Source organism: Flagellimonas baculiformis (genome assembly GCF_033441575.1).
Taxonomy (GTDB): Bacteria; Bacteroidota; Bacteroidia; order Flavobacteriales; family Flavobacteriaceae; genus Flagellimonas; species Flagellimonas baculiformis.
This window is the reverse complement of record NZ_JAUZVW010000001.1, coordinates 370,844-388,124: the sequence shown is the minus strand read 5'-3', so window position 1 is coordinate 388,124 and position 17,281 is coordinate 370,844. Positions and strand designations below refer to the sequence as shown.

Annotated in this window: 15 protein-coding genes; 4 read left to right on the top strand and 11 right to left on the bottom strand. The window is 46.5% G+C overall.

Annotated features, from left to right (window positions below):
• Positions 1–96 precede the first annotated feature (96 nt).
• The gene (locus tag SD450_RS01760; RefSeq protein WP_318342938.1) at positions 97–942 is read left to right on the top strand and encodes a universal stress protein; all 846 of its coding nucleotides are present in this window, start codon (positions 97–99) and stop codon (positions 940–942) included.
• Positions 939–1,808, top strand: coding sequence for a universal stress protein (locus tag SD450_RS01755; protein ID WP_318342937.1), 870 nt, complete (start codon positions 939–941; stop codon positions 1,806–1,808). Before SD450_RS01760 ends, SD450_RS01755 begins: the two co-directional genes overlap by 4 nt.
• Before the next feature lie 24 nt (positions 1,809–1,832).
• Here the strand turns inward: SD450_RS01755 and trxA are convergent, their stop codons facing one another.
• The 5 genes from trxA to SD450_RS01730 all read right to left on the bottom strand — a co-directional run bounded on the left by trxA (position 1,833) and on the right by SD450_RS01730 (position 9,129).
• Positions 1,833–2,132 carry a thioredoxin gene (gene trxA, locus SD450_RS01750; protein WP_318342936.1) on the bottom strand — a complete coding sequence of 100 codons (300 nt, stop codon included), beginning with the start codon at positions 2,130–2,132 and terminating at the stop codon, positions 1,833–1,835.
• A 183-nt stretch (positions 2,133–2,315) separates the two neighbouring features.
• Positions 2,316–3,230 (bottom strand): PorP/SprF family type IX secretion system membrane protein, encoded by a 915-nt coding sequence (locus SD450_RS01745; RefSeq protein WP_318342935.1) that lies wholly within the window; start codon positions 3,228–3,230, stop codon positions 2,316–2,318.
• Positions 3,231–3,232: 2 nt separating this feature from the next.
• The gene (locus SD450_RS01740) at positions 3,233–7,438 is read right to left on the bottom strand and encodes a T9SS type B sorting domain-containing protein (RefSeq protein ID WP_318342934.1); all 4,206 of its coding nucleotides are present in this window, start codon (positions 7,436–7,438) and stop codon (positions 3,233–3,235) included.
• Between the two features lie 7 nt (positions 7,439–7,445).
• Complete coding sequence (locus tag SD450_RS01735) at positions 7,446–8,000, bottom strand: DUF4347 domain-containing protein (RefSeq protein WP_318342933.1); 555 nt, start codon at positions 7,998–8,000, stop codon at positions 7,446–7,448.
• Positions 8,001–8,532: 532 nt separating this feature from the next.
• Positions 8,533–9,129: a Crp/Fnr family transcriptional regulator gene (locus SD450_RS01730; protein WP_318342932.1), complete on the bottom strand. Its 597-nt coding sequence runs from the start codon at positions 9,127–9,129 to the stop codon at positions 8,533–8,535.
• 231 nt (positions 9,130–9,360) lie between these two features.
• Between SD450_RS01730 and SD450_RS01725 the strand changes: the two genes are divergently transcribed.
• Positions 9,361–11,109 carry a TrkH family potassium uptake protein gene (locus SD450_RS01725; protein WP_318342931.1) on the top strand — a complete coding sequence of 583 codons (1,749 nt, stop codon included), beginning with the start codon at positions 9,361–9,363 and terminating at the stop codon, positions 11,107–11,109.
• A gap of 10 nt (positions 11,110–11,119) precedes the next feature.
• The gene (locus SD450_RS01720; RefSeq protein WP_318342930.1) at positions 11,120–11,806 is read left to right on the top strand and encodes a TrkA family potassium uptake protein; all 687 of its coding nucleotides are present in this window, start codon (positions 11,120–11,122) and stop codon (positions 11,804–11,806) included.
• A gap of 11 nt (positions 11,807–11,817) precedes the next feature.
• On the opposite strand, the gene SD450_RS01715 is transcribed toward SD450_RS01720, so the two are convergent.
• From SD450_RS01715 to SD450_RS01690, 6 genes are all read right to left on the bottom strand, one after another.
• Positions 11,818–12,534: a formylglycine-generating enzyme family protein gene (locus SD450_RS01715; protein WP_318342929.1), complete on the bottom strand. Its 717-nt coding sequence runs from the start codon at positions 12,532–12,534 to the stop codon at positions 11,818–11,820.
• Between the two features lie 14 nt (positions 12,535–12,548).
• Positions 12,549–13,442: a formylglycine-generating enzyme family protein gene (locus SD450_RS01710; protein ID WP_318342928.1), complete on the bottom strand. Its 894-nt coding sequence runs from the start codon at positions 13,440–13,442 to the stop codon at positions 12,549–12,551.
• 26 nt (positions 13,443–13,468) lie between these two features.
• A complete protein-coding gene (locus tag SD450_RS01705; RefSeq protein ID WP_318342927.1) occupies positions 13,469–14,044 on the bottom strand; it encodes a hypothetical protein in 576 nt (191 codons plus the stop codon).
• 22 nt (positions 14,045–14,066) lie between these two features.
• On the bottom strand, positions 14,067–15,002 hold the full coding sequence (locus tag SD450_RS01700; RefSeq protein WP_318342926.1) for a toxin-antitoxin system YwqK family antitoxin: 936 nt from the start codon (positions 15,000–15,002) through the stop codon (positions 14,067–14,069).
• Between the two features lie 6 nt (positions 15,003–15,008).
• Positions 15,009–16,145: a hypothetical protein gene (locus tag SD450_RS01695; RefSeq protein WP_318342925.1), complete on the bottom strand. Its 1,137-nt coding sequence runs from the start codon at positions 16,143–16,145 to the stop codon at positions 15,009–15,011.
• Positions 16,146–16,426: 281 nt separating this feature from the next.
• Positions 16,427–17,224: a LuxR C-terminal-related transcriptional regulator gene (locus SD450_RS01690; protein WP_318342924.1), complete on the bottom strand. Its 798-nt coding sequence runs from the start codon at positions 17,222–17,224 to the stop codon at positions 16,427–16,429.
• Positions 17,225–17,281 lie beyond the last annotated feature (57 nt).

The following is a 17,281-nucleotide window of genomic DNA, read 5'->3' as shown; positions in this document are numbered from 1 at the left end:
GTCCCTATTTGTTAATTTCGATATGTTTGGTGTATTGACCAATATCATTTTATGACCGAAGTGGCACATCTATCTTTGAAGAAAACAGAGATTGCCATGAAAACCATACTTGTTCCCACAGATTTTTCAGCCAACGCATTGCATGCGCTCAAATATGCACAAGAGCTGTATAAATGTGAGCGTGCCTGTTTTTTTGTTTTGCATGCGTATGCAGATGAAGTATATGGCGAACATTTGAGCAGGCAACCGGAGACCTTGGAAACCATTAAAAAGGAAAAAAAGGAACAGACAGAGAAGCGACTGGACCACATGCTGGAAACGGTTATGGGAATACCACCCAACCCCTTGCACAATCTTGAGGTCATAGCCTCTTTTGATAGTTTGGTGGACGCGATAAACGACGTGGTGGAGGAAATGAACATAGACATGGTGGTCATGGGGACCAAAGGGGAGGCCAGCGACCATAAGACCATCTTCGGAAGCCATACCATTGAAGTGTTCAAGTATGTGAAATGTCCTGTGTTGGCCGTACCGGAAACTTTTGAATACAGACAGCCCAAAAGCATTCTTTTTCCCACGGATTATTTACTTCTCTACAAGCGCAGGGAACTGAAACTTCTGGACGATCTCGCCGGGAAATTCAAGTCAGAGGTGCATTGCCTCTACATCACTGATTTTGATGAGCTCAGCCCCCGACAGGAGGACAACAAACGTTTTTTGGAAGGCACTCTTTCCCGATCCTATCTGCATTTTGAAACCACACCCATCAAGAATAGGGCAGAGGCCATCATGGAACAATTGGAACTGAAAGGGGCCGATATGCTGGTCATGGTGAACTCCAGACATTCCTTTTTTGAGGATATGCTCTATCGATCTACAGTGGACCTTTTGAGCTTGAAATTGAAAATACCGTTCCTGGTGATGCAAAATTTGAACAGATGAAAAAGATGGATAGAAAAAGGGTGGTGCTGCCCACGGATTTTTCAAAAAATGCATGGAATGCGATTGTGTATGCACTGACCCTCTTCAAGAATGTGCCCTGTGATTTTTTTATCCTGAACGCCTTTCAGGTGGGTACCTCTGGATTGAGCACCAGAATGGGACAGGCAAACGATACCCGTTTGTTCCAGTTGCTAAAGGAGCAATCCGAACGCGACCTGAAAAGGACTTTGGAGCAGCTAAGCGAAATGGACAGTGGCCCCGAACATACTTTTGAGACCGTTTCCATTGCGGACAACCTTGTCAATGCGATTGGACGGACCGTCTATAACAAAGGGATGGATTATATCATCATGGGGACCAAGGGCGCCACTGGTCTGAAGGAGGTGTTCATGGGGAGCAATACGTACAAGATCATCAAGGAAATCGATTTTTGCCCCATAATCGCTGTTCCGGAGAATTTCAAAAGTGAGGGGAATATCGACACCATTTTATTGGCCACAGGGTATGAACACCTTTTTGAATCCTATGAACTCAGGCCCCTTCTGAAGATTGCCAAACTTTATGGTTCCAAGATCTGGATAACCCATGTGGGGAATTTGGAGGAATTGACCTCGGAGCAGGAAGCTTCTAGAAATGTCATCAAGAAACAATTGAAGTCCGTCGAATACGATTTTGTGTCGGTGGAAAAAGATGCTTCCATCAACCATACCATCCAAAAAATGGTGCAAGCGAACAGCAATATCCATATGGTGGCCATGATCAACCAAGATCGGGGATTTTTTGAACGGTTGACCCGTGAGCCTGTGATCCAAAAGGTTTCCTTCAACTCCCAAGTGCCCTTTTTGGTCATCCACTTGTTCAAATAAGATGTTCGCCAGACCCAAAAAGAATCACAGATAGGACTTCACTACTTGCAATAGCTCTGTTTTTTGCAATACACCGGACTGTCTCCAGAGCTGTTTTCCTTTTTTGAAGAGCATCATGGTGGGCACGCCCCTTACCTGATAGGTGCTGGCAAGGGATTGGTTTTTGTCCACATCGATCTTTACGATTTTTAGCGAATCGCCCATCTCGTCCTTCACCTCTTTGAGGATAGGGGCGAGCATTTTGCAGGGGCCGCACCATTCTGCAAAGAAATCGATGAGCACCAGTTGGTCCGAATGTATCAAAGTGGAAAAACTTCCTTTCATGGTTCAAAATAATGATGGTATGCAAGTTAAAAAATTGGAATGGTTTTGAAATTGACGGTTGTCATGATTCAACTGTTTGCTTGAAAAAATAAGACCCATGCGGAATTTTCCACATGGGCCTTTGGTGTATTGGAGCAGCGTATCAGGTATGATTCCCGAGTTGCTGCCATTTGTGGGAAATTGTCACATCCGTAACCTCATGAACAGTTCATGGGTATTGTTGTCCAGCCCATCGATGGAACTTTTGATGGAGGTCTCGTACGCATAGCCCAGGTTCAGGCCATGGCTGATGTTGAAAAGGAACAATCCGCTGATGCTCTCCTCGTGGCGATAACCGGCCCCGAACTCAAAACGTTCGCCAAAATCCAACATGCCCGTCAACTCCACCGAGATCGGGGAGGCATCCACATAGCGCAGCATCCCCATGGTCTTCAGGTCCAATGTCTTTCCCAACAGAAAGGTGTAGCCGCCGCTCAGATAGGCATGCATGCGGTCAACGCCGAGGTAGGCATTTCCGTCGCGTTCCTGCAGGCGTTCCGGTGTCAACAGCTTGGGCGCCGACAGGGATGCAAAGTACCTGTCGTGCCTTAGATAGGCCCCGGCCCCGACGTTGGGCGTGAAACGGCTCTCGTAGTCCATCAGGGTGCCATCCTGGCCCACCCCGTACGTGACAAGTCCGTTGGTGTTGGCATCATAGGAGTTGGCACTTCCCTTGATGCCGAAGTAGAGCCTGTGGTCCTCGTCCAGTTGGATGTGGTAGGAAATGTCGATGGCCATCCAGGTCTGCTGCTCGATGAAGGTCCGGTCGTTGAGGACGGACACGCCAAGGCCCAGGTTTCTGCCCACGGGCATGCCAAAGATGGCGCTCTGGCTCTGCGGGGCACCTTCCACCCCCGCCCATTGGCTCCGAACCCCCAAGGAGAACTCGGCTGCTTCGGAACTGCCGGCAAAGGCAGGGTTGTAGATGTTCATGTTGTACCTGTAAAAGGTGTAGTTGGGGTCCTGTTGGCCACTGACTGTGGAACAGAGTACCATGGCAACTATCAAAATCCGTATCTTAAATATGATGTTCATGTCTTTGATTCTGTTTTTTGTCATTTTTAGTAGTTGATGAAGATCCAGCCCTGCAACGGTGCATTGCCATCTCCCAGATCGATGATGTAGAGATAGGAACCTGCGGGAAGTTTTTCACTTCGGCTCTTATAGAAGCCTTCCCAGTCATTTTTGTATGACCTTGTGGCAAAGACCTCATGTCCCCAGCGGTTGTAGACGGATACCCTGTTATTTGGGTAGTTGTCTATGCCCGGGATGACCCATGCATCGTTGTTCCCGTCTCCGTTGGGGGTGAAGGCCTGTGCGGGTACGAGCTTGGGTTCATCGCTGGTCGGGAAGGAATCGTCGCCGTCCGGAACACCATCGTTGTCATCATCGTCGTCCATGCTGTCCGGAATACCATCGCCGTCGGTATCAAATGGGTTGCTATTGGGGTCCTTCGGGTCGGTTCCTTCGGCCTCTTCCACCTCATCGGAATATCCGTCGCCATCATCATCGGTATCAGAATTATTGCCAATACCATCACCATCTGTATCAGTGTCTTCATTGGCATCGGTGGGGAAGTCATCCTGATCATCGGGAATACCGTCGTTGTCGTCATCGTCATCGGCATTGTCGCCCGTTCCGTCACCATCGGTGTCGGTATCGGTCACCCCATCATTGTCATCGTCGTCATCGGCGTTGTCCCCAGTACCGTCACCATCGGTATCGGTATCCTCGGAGGGGTCTTTCGGGAAGTCGTCCTCATCGTCGGGAGTGCCATCGTTGTCATCATCGTCATCGGCATTGTCGCCTGTCCCATCACCATCGGTATCGGTATCCTCTGAAGGATCTTTCGGGAAGTCGTCCTCATCATCGGGAGTGCCATCGTTGTCATCGTCCCCATCCTCATCATCGGGTGTCCCATCACCATCGGTATCCTGTGCGGCTGTAATGGTTGCGGAATAGGTGTCATTGCTCAATGCATCGGAACCATCCTTCACCTTGAACGAAAAAGAGGCATAGTTTTCACCATATTCACCTTCTTCAGTGGTATAGGCCAGAAGGGCAATGTCATCGATCATGTCATTGAGGGAAACTGGATTTCCATTATAGGTGAATGTGCCTTTGGCGGGAAGGGAAATGATCTGTATCCCATTAAATCCATCACCTGAATCCACATCGTTGAAGGTAAAATCTCCCACTGAAAAGGCATATCCCAAATCCTGTATTATCTCCACAGTAATGTTTCCACCTTCTGGAGCATCGTTCACTGGGTTGATGGTCAATGTAACGGTCACGGTCTGGGAAAATGATACGGCATCCTCAAAATTGTAGGTAAAACTATCGGATGTGGTTTCGCTTCCGTCATGCTCATAGGTAAAGGTCCCATCTGGATTGAAGGTGAAGGAAGCGGCGTGGGAAGGCCCATCGATAAGATAGTAGACCAGGTCATCGCCATCAATCTCTACATCATTGGTGGAGACATCTTCACTGAGGATCCCATTTTCATCCAGATTGAACGAATCTGCATTGGAAACGGGCAAGTCATCCTTTGGCAGAATGGACAGGGTGATATTGGCTGTTACTTTTTGCCCCTGGTCATCCAGTTCGTATGTGACGGTGTCCGTACCATTTGCATTTGCATTAGGTGTATAGACCACTTGGTTGCTTCCGTTCACTACGGCATTCCCTTTTGTTCCCTGCACGGTTATGGTGACCGTTGGAGTGAATGCAGTGTCATACACATCATTGAACAGTACATCTATGGGGTTGGATGTGGTATCCTCGTCCAAGATGGCAAGGTCATCATCTGCACTGACCACCAAGGTGACATTGTAAGGTCCAAAACTTGTTGTTCCGACATTTCCGGCATTGTCCTTTACCTCGGCATGGATGTACCAGCCCGATCCGCCAGAAGCGAACGAGGTCGTTTTGGATTGACTGTTGCTCCACGAGGTCCAGGCGGCATTGCCTGTTGCGGGTGGTGTGGCACTCTGTACTTTGGCAAAGCGTTGTACGTCGAAGCCACTGCCCCCATTTTCATCTTGGAACACGAGAAGAATGTCATCGGTCGTATCTAGGTCTCCGTTGGATGGGTTGGCCGTTACTGTTGGAGCGATGTTGTCGTCAACAATGGTCAATGTGCGGTAAAATGGAAGTGACCATACGCCTGAATCGGTCTGCGTCCTTAGGCTGATAATGTAATCGGCTGATTTGTTATTGTAGACCGAGAAATCGGTCATGGGGGTCCCGCCACTGTAAATCTGCGTGTTGGTCGGGTTCCCTTCGGAATCATAGGTGCGTTGTGTCACGATCCATTCCTGTGTGGACAAGGTCCTTCCGTAGGGGTCCACGGAGTTGTCCTCAACGGCAATGGCCATGTTCCCGGAATAGGTGTTGAGCATGTCGGGGAGGATGTTGAACTGTGCAATGGGCAGGTCCTCGGTCCCCCCTGAACCTGATGTTTTCTCCACGTAGATACTGGATGGCTTGCTCCAGGTTCCTTGGTGGTCCTGTACCCTCAGCATGACCAAGTATTGGCCTTCGGGAACGGCATTCTTGTCAAACATACCTGTGTTCCAATCGTTGGTCGAGGCTGCATCCACAGATTTCCATTGCCATTCGGTCTGGGCTATCCCATTGTTGGCACCTCCGTCCAAATCGTAGGACGTGTCGTTTATGAACCCGGTATCACCGCTATAGGTAAAACTGGCCACGGGCTTACGGTGAAAGTACAGTGTTGTGGGCGCAGTGGGCAGGTCTTCAAAGGTGAAGGTATATTTTCCGGTTTTTTCGTAAAACTCGGGCACATCCTCCAAATAAAGGCCATTCCAGGAAACTTTACCTGTGTTGTTGGCGAAATGGGTCTCATCATGGGTTATTTTCCATCGCCCGCTTGGGTAGCTGGCATTGGCGGTATTGTTTTTCAACTGGGCTGGATCTACGTCAATTTCCACAGAAGTGCCCGCTATGAAAAATTCACCTGCGGTGACGGTGCCAAATTGATATTGCTCATAGATGTATTGGGCTATGTCATCTATCCACGATGACCAACTGCCATTGCTCCTGTTGACAAAGGTTCCCTGGCTGTTGTTCTGGGCTATAAAACGATCGAACTGGGCCTGGTTGGCATTGGTTCCCCAGCCAATATAATGGATGTCCTCATTGATGGTACGCATCAATATCTCGGAAAGATCGGTGTCCACATCAAAATCGGCCACTTCGGCATCATCAAGGTTTACGTTGAACCTAAGGGCGCTGTTCCTCCACTGTGGTTCACGTAGCACATCCTTGAAGGCTCGGAGCTCCAATTTTTCTATTTCGATATCCTTGAAATAGGCATTTTGTTGCTCATGCACATAGAAACCATAGCTTCCGGATGAGAAGTTGGTATCGGTGATGTCAAAAGCCTGTACCCAATCGGTTCCAGCGTTTCCTCCACCACCCCTACGCGATACTTTGATGTTGTCGCCACTCATTTCTATTTTAAAGTCGATGCTCTGGCCATTGTAGAAAGGCCCGAACATATCACCCCTATTGGTGTTCCAGCTAGCTGGTTTTCCTGTTGTGCCGCCAGTGGCGTTCACCGCCAAAATGGAGGTCACCCCATTTTTGCGCATCAAGATGGCCTCTGCCGGTGTGCCCTCCGCGCCGTATCCTGTTAGGTTACCACAAGCGGTGTGGTTGTCTATGAGGTATGCATAGAAATTATTGTTGTCTATTTTTCTAAAGATAAATCCGACCTCGGCATGCTGGTATGGATCTCCTGAAAGTCCAAAAGTGGCGGAAATGGTTCCATCGGCCACATCTCCTGTAGGGTCATACATGGCAACTCCGGAATTTCCTGTATTCCTTGCCACGGGATCTGCCAAAATCCGATTGGTGGCCGAATCAAATGAAAAGTAAGGGCCAGTATATGTGCCAGACCCGGTTCCACTCAGGTAGTTGTGGGGATTGGGTGGTTCGGCCCCGTTAAAGTCCATGACGTTCCAACTGTTGAAAATGTCGCTGGCATCGGCTTGATCCGAGGATATGGAACTTCTTTGGAAAGCTTCTACCCTTAGTTTGCCCAAAGGAATGCCTTTGAGGTGCATGGCCTGTTCCAGGTCCTGTTCAAAGGTGGAAAGGTCCAGGTTGGCCGCACCCACGGTTACCATGACATCCACATTGGGTCCCTGCTTTACGGTCATGTCCACCGTTTGGGCCATTGCTGTCCCGCATAATAGGAACAACAATACAAATGAAAATAAGTTTGTTGAGATTTGTTTCATGGTTATGCTATCTAATAAAAATTGAATTGCTTGTGGTTTGGTTCATTGTGGTATGGTCAAATACCAGGTCGCCTCCAAAAATTGAATTACAATGGGTCGGCACCGCAATGTTGAAGTATGCCCTTTCACTGATTTTTTTCAGGAGCGAAAGTCCCTCTGGATTGGAACCCAAGTTGCAATCGTAGATCAAAAGCTGAATGTTGTTTCCTTGGTAGAGTCCCTCCAGCATGGGGAGCTCAAGTTCTTGTTCCACCTCATCCAAAGCGTAGGTGGTGTTCCCCAATTGGAGTGCATTGTAACTGGCATTCGCAAAAAGGTGGATGGCCATCGTGGAACGGTTTTGTTCCATATACCCACGGATTTGTTGCCACGGGTTTCCTTGCATGTCAATCTCAAATACGGCGGTGCCCAAGGGCAAATTGTCCAGTACTTGCTGTTTTTGGTAATACTTGGAGTCGATCATGACCACCAGGTCATTGGATTGTGCAATGGCTCCGCTGACCATGATGGTGCATAGGAGGAGGAAGATGGTAAAGGTTTTCCTGTAAAATGGATTTTTCATTGATTTATTGATTTTGGTTTTACAATGATTAAAAAGTCAATTCGATTTTTGGGTTTCAAGTGGTTTGGGATTGGGCAAAGGAGGGTCAGGCCAGCAAAATAGAGGCGGTTCACTTTGTTGTCCTTTCTTCCTTATTTGAGGTGTCCAGGACTCCAATACATACTTGAATGGATTTTTCCGGGGGTGCTTTAGGGTAACTTTATGTCATGAAGCGAAAACTTTTTGGATTCATTTCTTTTGTTGTGATGGTCCTACTGTTTTCCCACAGACACACCATCTGAAATTGTACAATTTTTCTTATTCTAAAGCTAAGAAACGGCGAGTGGATATTCTTATTTTATGGAATTGTTCGCGAAATTGATAAATATCAATTTTGCTTCATTTTCTTACAACAATACGTGCGATAGTAAGTAAGAAAGGCTGGGAGTGAAGGTTTTGAGAGGGTTTGACAAAGTGGTGAAAGTTTGTTGATGGTTGTTCAAAAACAAGCTTTTGTCGGAATTAACCTATGTGTTGGAAGTGGGTGTGTACATCAGAATTTTTCTTTCATCAACCTTGATAAGGTCTCTGGCCTCATCGCCAAAAAAGAGGCCAAATATTTTCTGGGGATTCTATTGATAATTTTCGGGTTAGTGTTCTCCATGAAATAAATGAGCCGCTTCTGTGCATTGGGTATCCTCGCCAAATACACCCTGTGCTCGGCAAGAATGTAGTATTCTTCCAGCATGATCCTGTTGATCTGCCGCATTTCGGTGAAATTATCCAGACAGTATTTATAGTCCTCATATTCCAAATAGTCACAATACGTATCCTCAAGGCTTTGGATGTATTCGCGGCTCTTCTCGTTCCTGAAAAACCCGGTTATGGAGGTGAAGATTTCATTTTCGGCGTCGATCCATGTCGTTATTTCCGTAGATCCGCTCATAAAGTAGCCCCTTACCATGCCCTGTTTGATGACATACAGCCTGTTACAGATTTCTCCTTCCTTGCTGATGATCTCATTCTTGGCAAAGGAACAGCTCTTTATCCTCTGGATCAAAAAGGCCTTGAGGCTGGGACTGAGTGGATAAATGGAATTCAGGTAAAGTATGATGAAGAGGTTTTTCTCGATGTTTTGGTTGGTTGACATGAAAATGGTCGGGTTTCTTGTTTGGATAAATTGTTTTACAAAAATAACATATACATCTGACCTAGGGTTTGTATTGGCCACTATAGATGAAAATTAGGCCCTTTTTTCGTTTGGGGCATCAAAAAGTGGAGTGTTGCACCAGTTTCTATCACTTTATCCATACATTTACTGCTTCAAAGGGGATGGTTTGCGGTCCCATTTTAGAAAATCGGAAAAAATAATTTTTTTGATTTGAAATACTCCAAGGTCTTTTTTCAGGTCACCTTCTATACCAGTATTTTCGGGATATTGCTCTTTATTGCCGATTTTGGCTTCGATAAGCCCCGGCAGGTGCAGGAGGTGTTCAATACGGTCTATTTTTTTGTGGTGGGTCTGGGCATTGTGTCCACGGTCGTTCGTTATCTGGAACGCCAAAAAGGGATGAAGCGTTCCGTCATCATTTTTGACGCGGTCACCATTTTGGCCACCCTTGTGATACTCTATGCCCATTTTTTGGGGGAAAGGGCCCATCAGCATATTTCGTTCCTTTACAGCGATAATTGGGTGAAATTTGCTATCATTCTTACCTTCATCCGGGAGTTTTCCGAGCAGGATATCAATTACAAACGTACCATCCTCAACCCGGCGCAGCTCTTTATCGCCAGTTTTCTGGGTATCATATTCATAGGTGCCCTGTTGTTGATGTTGCCCAACGCGACACAGGACGGTATTTCCTTTTTGGATGCCCTTTTCACATCCACGAGCGCGGTCTGCGTCACCGGCCTTATCGTTGTGGACACCGGAAGCTATTTTACCACATTCGGACAATCCATTATCTTGTTTCTCATTCAGGCCGGAGGTATCGGCATATTGACCGTGGCCAGCTATTTCAGTTATTTTTTTAAGGGAGGGGCTTCTTATGAGAACCAATTGACCCTGGGCGACATGACGGGAAGCAATAAGTTGGGAGAAGTGTTCTCGACGCTCAAACGTATCCTTGTCATCACATTTTCCATAGAATTGGTAGCTGCCTTGCTGATTTATTTGAGTTTGGACAAAGCCTACTTCAACTCATTTTTTGAGCGTTTCTTTTTCTCGGCGTTCCATGCGGTATCCGCTTTCTGCAATGCAGGGTTTTCTACCTTGCCCAACAGCCTTTACGAAACGGGGTTCCGCTTCAATTATCCCCTTCAAGGGATCATCTTATTGGCTTTTGTGTTGGGGGGACTCGGTTTTCCCATCGTGGTCAACATTCTAAAATATCTCAAGTATTTTGTCCTTAGGAAACTGTTCTACCTGGCGGGACACGAACAGAAATACAAGCCTTGGGTACTGAACCTGAACAGTCGTATCACGCTTGTCACCACGGCCACGTTGACCGTTTTGGGTACCATTATGTTCTATTTCAACGAATACGACAACACCTTGGCGGAGCACAGAGGGGTCGGGAAGATAGTGACGGCCCTCTTCGGGGCGGCGACCCCGCGAACGGCAGGTTTCAACAATGTGGACATGACGGCCTTGGATTTCTCCACCGTGATGATGATCTTTCTGTTGATGTGGGTCGGGGCATCGCCGGCCTCCACGGGCGGGGGAATCAAAACCAATACCTTTGCCATTGCCACGCTCAACTTTTTGAGCCTCGCCAAGGGAAAATCGAAGATCGAGATTTTCCGAAGGGAGATTTCCGAAATATCGGTGAGGCGTGCCTTTGCCGTCATATCTTTGTCCTTGTTGGTCATCGGATCGGGCATTATCCTGATTTCCATCTTTGATGGCGACAAAAAACTGTTGGACATTGCCTTTGAATGTTTTTCGGCCTACAGCACCGTTGGACTCAGTTTGGGGATCACGGCGCAGTTGAGCGCTGCCAGCAAGTTTGTCATCATCGCCATTATGTTCATCGGAAGGGTCAGTATGCTCACGCTGTTGATAGCGGTGTTCAAAAAAGTCAAGCAAAAACAATACAAATATCCTGTGGAGGAACTTACCATAAATTAAAACACAGCACATGAAATACATTATAGTCGGTTTGGGCAGTTTTGGGGCATCTTTGGCCGAAAAATTGACAGAGCAGGGAAATGAGGTCATTGGGATAGACACGAACATGGACAAGGTGGATAACTACAAAGAGCGCATTTCGCATACCATTTGCATGGATGCCACGGATGAGTTCACTGTTTCCGGACTGCCCTTGAAGGATACCGATATTGTGGTGGTGGCGATAGGGGAAGACAAGGGGACCAACGTGATGGTGACTGCCCTTTTTAAGAATTTGCAGGTGAAAAGATTGATCAGCAGATCCATTGATGAACTCCATGAGAAGGTGCTGCATGCCATAGGAGTGGACGAAATTGTACATCCCGAGGAAGAATCGGCCGAGCGTTGGGCCAAGAAATTATGTCTCAAAGGCGTGGTCGACTCCTTTGAACTGAACGATGACTACAGCATTGTGGAGGTCAGTGTTCCCACACGCCTCCATGGGAAGACCATAAGGGAAAGCAATATCAGGGAGGGGTATAATTTATTGGTGTTGACTACCATTGCAAGCACACAGGAAAAAGCCCTGATCGGTAAAGTTCGTTATGTGACAAAAGTGAAGGGCGTGGCACATCCTGATAGTATGCTGAACAAGGACGATATCCTAGTGGTCTATGGAGCCAATAAGGACATAAAAAAATTTTTGAAGGATGATTGATCCTTTGTTGTCTATTGATTTGTATTTACCACGACCCTGAACCCAATGTCCTGTCTTCGAAGGCTTTGGGAGAACTCTTTTCGTGAATATACTTTGACATTGTCGGCATCTTCAAAAAAACTGCCACCCATTACGGAAGGCCCCCATCGGTTTTCCAATTCCTTCAGCGTCCACTCCCAAACATTTCCGCACATGGCATACAACCCTATTTCATTGGGCTGCATACAGGTAATACAATTCGGCTTCTCCTTGCTGTTGCCGATGTGGACCACATATGGGTTGGGTAGTTCCTCATGGTACACATAGTCGTCTGTGTCGAAGTTTCCGGCCCGGGCAGCGTATTCCCATTGTCCGACCGTGGGCAATGTAAAGGGAAGCCCATATTTTTCCGTGAGCCAGGCACAATACTGGAGCGCATCGGAATAGGTGACGTTCACCACCGGCAGTTTGGGGTCTCCCCAGCCCCAATCAGGTTCTGGTGGCATCTTGCGGTCGGTCTCCTTGCAGAATTGCTTGAAATCTTGGACACTGACTTCTGTATTGCTCATATAAAAGCTTGGGATGTCATGGGACAGATAGGTTTTGGTCGTGTTGGAAATGCTGTCATAGGTCTGAATCCCATAGGGACCTCCTTGAACATGTACCATATCCACAGGTAGGTTGTTCTGGGCATGCAAAGCCATTGGCAAAATGAATAGAAAAATCAACAGTTTTTTACAGGTGTCCATGATAGTGGTATAGCTTATTTTAGGGGTTCCATGATATGTTTTACAAGTTGTTCCAACTCCTTGGCCAAGGAAAGCCGGGAGAGATCAAAACCAAAGGGAAGGCCGATGTAGGTGATTCTTTCCGTTTCCAGGGCGCCCTCTTGTTCAAATTCCATATTTTGCATACAACAAAAGATGATTTCATGGGTATCCTGGTCCACTGTGATTGGAAAACTTTCAGGTGGTGTGTCCCCAAACCCCATGGAAAATTCCCCAATTTGCATATCGTGCAGGTAAATGGTGATGTCCTCGTTGGGCAACAGTGTTTTGACAAGTGTATTGGCCCTATTGATACGCACTATGGTCTCAAAATCCCGGGCATTGGCCACAGGTCTAAAGCCGATGTTCATATCTCCCATGTCCTTGCTCACGGCAAACCTTGATTTTGGGGATAGACTTTTGGGCGGTTCCTGAAAGTCACCCCCTTTGATGATAAAGTAGCGTTCATCTTTTTCGGTTTCAGGAGTGGAGGTCCATTCCCAAACGTTGCCCAACATGCCGAACAATCCATGGTCATTGGGTGATGAACAACTCACACAACGGAGTTCCTTTGCTCTTTTGGGAGTGGCTGTTCCTTTGGCGGCCAATTCCCATTCGGTTTCGGTGGGCAGTCGAAAAGGGATGTAGTAACTATCTGAAATGTCGGCTAAATACCTTTCGGCTTCTTCCTTGGTGATCAAGGCGGGCAGGTTGGCTTCTTCAACGGACAATTCTTGGGGCGAGGCTTCATCCCATAATTTTAAGGACTGATTGTATTCCCCTGCACTGATGACATATTTGTAGATATAGAAATGATGGCCATCCGCTTTGATTTCCACAAAGTCGTCCAGAAAAGTTTCTTCCTGTGCATGTAATGTACAAAAAAACAAACATCCTATTATGAAATGATATAACCTCATTGCTCTTTACAATTTCTCTTTTGATAGTTCTGCCGTTCCTCTGCCGTTAATTCTGTCTCCCGTTTACCACCAAAGTGTCGGATGACCTCTTCGTAGGCTTTCATTTCTTCAACATCATTTAAAGATAATCTCGGATTACTCGAATAAAAATCAACCCAATCCAACAAAGTGCCCCGAGGCTGCCCAGGATTATCCACTACGGTGTTGAAAATGCGGGTAAGAGCTTCGGGGTCGTTGTGTATTTTTATATAATACCGTGCCAATGACATTATATCACTTCTAGCTGTTGGTAAAGAAGCCCTGTATTTTATAAGGTCGGCATTGGTGCGCCATGCTCCATCGCAAGTAATGCAATCGTAGATGTCATAGAGTTCGTAGCCATACTGTCGGGCCTTGTCAATCAATCCAGAAAAGTTATCGTCGCGGAATTTTTCACATAGAACAAATTGTTCACCAGATGTTGGCGTTTTGCCCGTTTTCTCTTGAGAGAGGCAGAGTTGGGACAATAGTAGAAAAAAGATAATGGATTTTGGAGCCATAACTAGGGCTTTAAAATCCTGTTTTATTGACATATGGACTTGTTTTAGGCTAAGATCAATGAAACTCTGATTTCACATATTCGTCATTGTCCCATTTATAGAGTTTCCATTCCCCAACAGGCTTACCATCTCTATATTCCCCAATGGCATAGTTTCCGGTGAGCAAACGATCTTCTTTCCAGCGGCCCTCTTTTTGGCCCTTAACATAGTTGCCCTCGGCAGTCACCGTTTTTGGTGCATGACCATTTTCATAAGATCTCCAAAATCCATGCTTGAGTCCATTCTCATAATGGCCTTCTTCTTTCAGTCTACTCCACTTGTATCTTTTATAGGGGCCATGGTTTTTCCCATTTACATAGTTGTTTTCCAGCCAAACGGAACCATCTTCCTCATAGGAGATGCATTGCCCGTGCAATTCGCCGTTCACATAAGTGCAATCGGAGATTACTTGACCGTTTGCCCAAAATGATCTGTCTTTGGTGATTTTCCCTTCATTGTAATCAGTGATTCTGGAAACACTGCCATCTTCATGGAATTCTTTGTGCTCGCCATGCAGGGCATCATTTTTATAGTGCTCGATGACGCGGGTCTTGGGAGGACCGTTTTTGAATAAATAGTCTTCCGTTATAAAGTATAGTTTCCATTCCCCGTGTTTTTTATCGTTAAGGACCGATCCTTCCTGTACCACTTTTCCATATCGATACTCTTGGAGATAGGTGGTCTGTCCGTTCTCGAAACGTATTTTTCGGCCAATGTTGCCATCCTGGTAATTTTGGGTCCATTCCCCGGACTGTTTCCCATTTTCGTAAGATCCTTGGATGCTGATTATCCCGTTCTCGAAGTATCTAATATAGGTGCCATGTAAGTTTCCATTGGCCTTTTGGGCCCTTTCCATGATCTTTCCATTGGGATAGTAGATCAGGGTGTCTTTTTGTGCAAAGGCCAGTGCGGAGAGGAGCGTCAGGCCTATAAATGACAATAATTTTCGCATAGGATTTTATTGTATGGTTTTGGTCAATTTCACCGAAGGATTTTGTATGACCCCGGCCAGCATTTCGGCACTCAATGTGGCCGTTACCACCGCACTGTCATGGGGCGAGAGCATATTGGCCCACTTGAGCACCTTGTTCATGTCGCCCAGCAAAGCGGTCATTTCTGAAATTTCGAAGGTGTCCCCTTCGTTCTCGTTTATATCTTCGGATATTTCTGTGGTTGCATCGATATTTTCCACTACTTCGGAGTTCCATTGGATTCGTCCCAAAAAGGAGTAGTTCTTCAATGTCTTGTTCAGCAACCGGATATTTTCCATGGCCTTGACCCCAAACTTGCTGTTGGAATTGTAAACAAAGGTTGCCGGCATTACAATACCGTCTTCGTTCACATAGTGAATAATCAATTTTGAAGCATCCACATTAGCCTTGCCCACTTTTGCGCCACCGGTCTGAGATGCTGCGCTCACAATGGTCTGGGCCATCCTTCGACCCACATCGGCACCGACTCTTTTGAGCTCCCTGCCCTCAGCCAGGTCCACCACCTCAAGTTCCAATATGGAGGCCAATGGGATTTGACTGAACTTGTTTTTCAAAGGAGTGTTTTTTTCATGCTCCTGTGGACTGGAATGATGGAATTCCAGAATCCCATCCTTGATCTGGGCCACTGTGAACTGTTGCTTCAACTCGGAAGGCCTCAACAGATTGGGACCGGGAAGCCCGCTTACATAGCGGTGGAGCGGTATGGTATAATTGTCGCTCGCCTCCGAGATACTTTTTTGCAGGGCAAGGCTTTCATAGTTTTTACGGTTTCTGATGTTTTCCGCCTCCGCTTTCGAATAGGTGGCACTTGCCAACATTTCAGCATATCGTTGCTCGGAAGCATTGTTCTTGGTGTCCTTTCTGGAAGCGCTCCGTTCTGCTTGTGCCCCAGAGGTGTCGGCACCGTAATCGAACGCTTTTTGCTTAAGGTTGGTGAACCAGTTGTAGAAGCGCAGTACAAATGGCAACACGAGGAGCATCCACCAGTATTCCACAATGGCGGATTCCATGCTGTCATACCCTTCAATGACCCATAAGAGAATGGCTCCGGTACTAAAAAGGACAAGGGTAAGCTTAAAGTTTTTCCATATTTTCTGTATCATGATGTTGGTTTTGGTTGGTCTTTTGGTGTTGGTATCTGCACTTTCCTAGAGCGAATTGGGCCGGATTTGTTCTTTGACCCGTTTCATGGTATATGTTTATTTCTACTGAATGAAATTGAACTGGAAAGGGAGAGAATAACTTGTTCCATGATCAAGTTTTTTTAGGTGAAGATTCAGGTTTATCACAAAAATAGCCCTGTATGACCGTTGACCGCAATACCCAATTTTGGGTATTTTAGATCTACATCTCTTATATAACGCTAAAAATGAATATTTTATGTCTAGATGTATCCTTTTCGGATGCATTCTGCGACCAATTCGGAAGTATTCTTTGCCGTGGACTTGCGCAGAATGTTTTTACGGTGGGTAAAGACCGTTTGGATGGAGATGTTCAGTTCCTTGGAAATTTCATCGGTGGAGTTCCCCTTTGCCAGTAACCGTATCACTTCCAGTTCCCTTTTGGTGAAGGAAGGGCTCTGCATTTCATAATCAAAGGGTACAAAATTCTCGAAAACCCCATCTTCGAACACATCGATTTCAAGGAAGGATGGCTCCCCGTTCAGACCGATGAGGGACAGCTTTCGATTGCCAACGGAGGTGATGTGGCTGATATCGGTATGGGTACCGAAAACCTTCAACAGTGCACCATTTTCTGTGGTACTCAAGGTAATGGTCTGCATCAGGAACAATCTGTAGTTGCCGTTGGCCACTCTTTCCCGAAGGCTATAGGTAATCTTGTAGTTGACCATTTTGTCCGGGCTGATGCAGTTTTTTAGAAAGTGGGCCACCACATCTTCGCACCGCATAAAAAAATCAAGGTCGTCGGGGTGTATCAGATCGATGAACCTGTCCAGGGTAAGATCCTTCGACTCGATGCCCAACAAGTCCTTCGTAGATTCACTGACAAGGTCCAGCGTCAGGGTAGGGGAGTCAATGATGTAATAGTAATAGGGGCCTGGACAAAAAAGGTTGGCCATGTAATCAACAATGTTGATGGTTTTGAGTTCCACCGATTTTTTGGCCAAATAATTACTGTGCGACTTCCAAATGTCCACAACGACTTCATGGTTGGTTTTCATGCCTTTATGGGTAAAATTGGCTCTATCCGTTCCCTAAAAGAACAGAAAATGATTGGG

Excerpts from the sequence above, each read along its gene's own strand:
- trxA (WP_318342936.1), bottom strand. The coding sequence starts at position 2,132 with ATGAAAGGAAGTTTTTCCACTTTGATACATTCGGACCAACTGGTGCTC.
- SD450_RS01755 (WP_318342937.1), top strand. The coding sequence starts at position 939 with ATGAAAAAGATGGATAGAAAAAGGGTGGTGCTGCCCACGGATTTTTCA.
- SD450_RS01760 (WP_318342938.1), top strand. The coding sequence starts at position 97 with ATGAAAACCATACTTGTTCCCACAGATTTTTCAGCCAACGCATTGCAT.
- SD450_RS01730 (WP_318342932.1), bottom strand. The coding sequence starts at position 9,129 with ATGTCAACCAACCAAAACATCGAGAAAAACCTCTTCATCATACTTTAC.
- SD450_RS01745 (WP_318342935.1), bottom strand. The coding sequence starts at position 3,230 with ATGACAAAAAACAGAATCAAAGACATGAACATCATATTTAAGATACGG.
- SD450_RS01735 (WP_318342933.1), bottom strand. The coding sequence starts at position 8,000 with ATGAAAAATCCATTTTACAGGAAAACCTTTACCATCTTCCTCCTCCTA.
- SD450_RS01705 (WP_318342927.1), bottom strand. The coding sequence starts at position 14,044 with ATGTCAATAAAACAGGATTTTAAAGCCCTAGTTATGGCTCCAAAATCC.
- SD450_RS01690 (WP_318342924.1), bottom strand. The coding sequence starts at position 17,224 with ATGAAAACCAACCATGAAGTCGTTGTGGACATTTGGAAGTCGCACAGT.
- SD450_RS01715 (WP_318342929.1), bottom strand. The coding sequence starts at position 12,534 with ATGGACACCTGTAAAAAACTGTTGATTTTTCTATTCATTTTGCCAATG.
- SD450_RS01720 (WP_318342930.1), top strand. The coding sequence starts at position 11,120 with ATGAAATACATTATAGTCGGTTTGGGCAGTTTTGGGGCATCTTTGGCC.
- SD450_RS01695 (WP_318342925.1), bottom strand. The coding sequence starts at position 16,145 with ATGATACAGAAAATATGGAAAAACTTTAAGCTTACCCTTGTCCTTTTT.
- SD450_RS01740 (WP_318342934.1), bottom strand. The coding sequence starts at position 7,438 with ATGAAACAAATCTCAACAAACTTATTTTCATTTGTATTGTTGTTCCTA.
- SD450_RS01700 (WP_318342926.1), bottom strand. The coding sequence starts at position 15,002 with ATGCGAAAATTATTGTCATTTATAGGCCTGACGCTCCTCTCCGCACTG.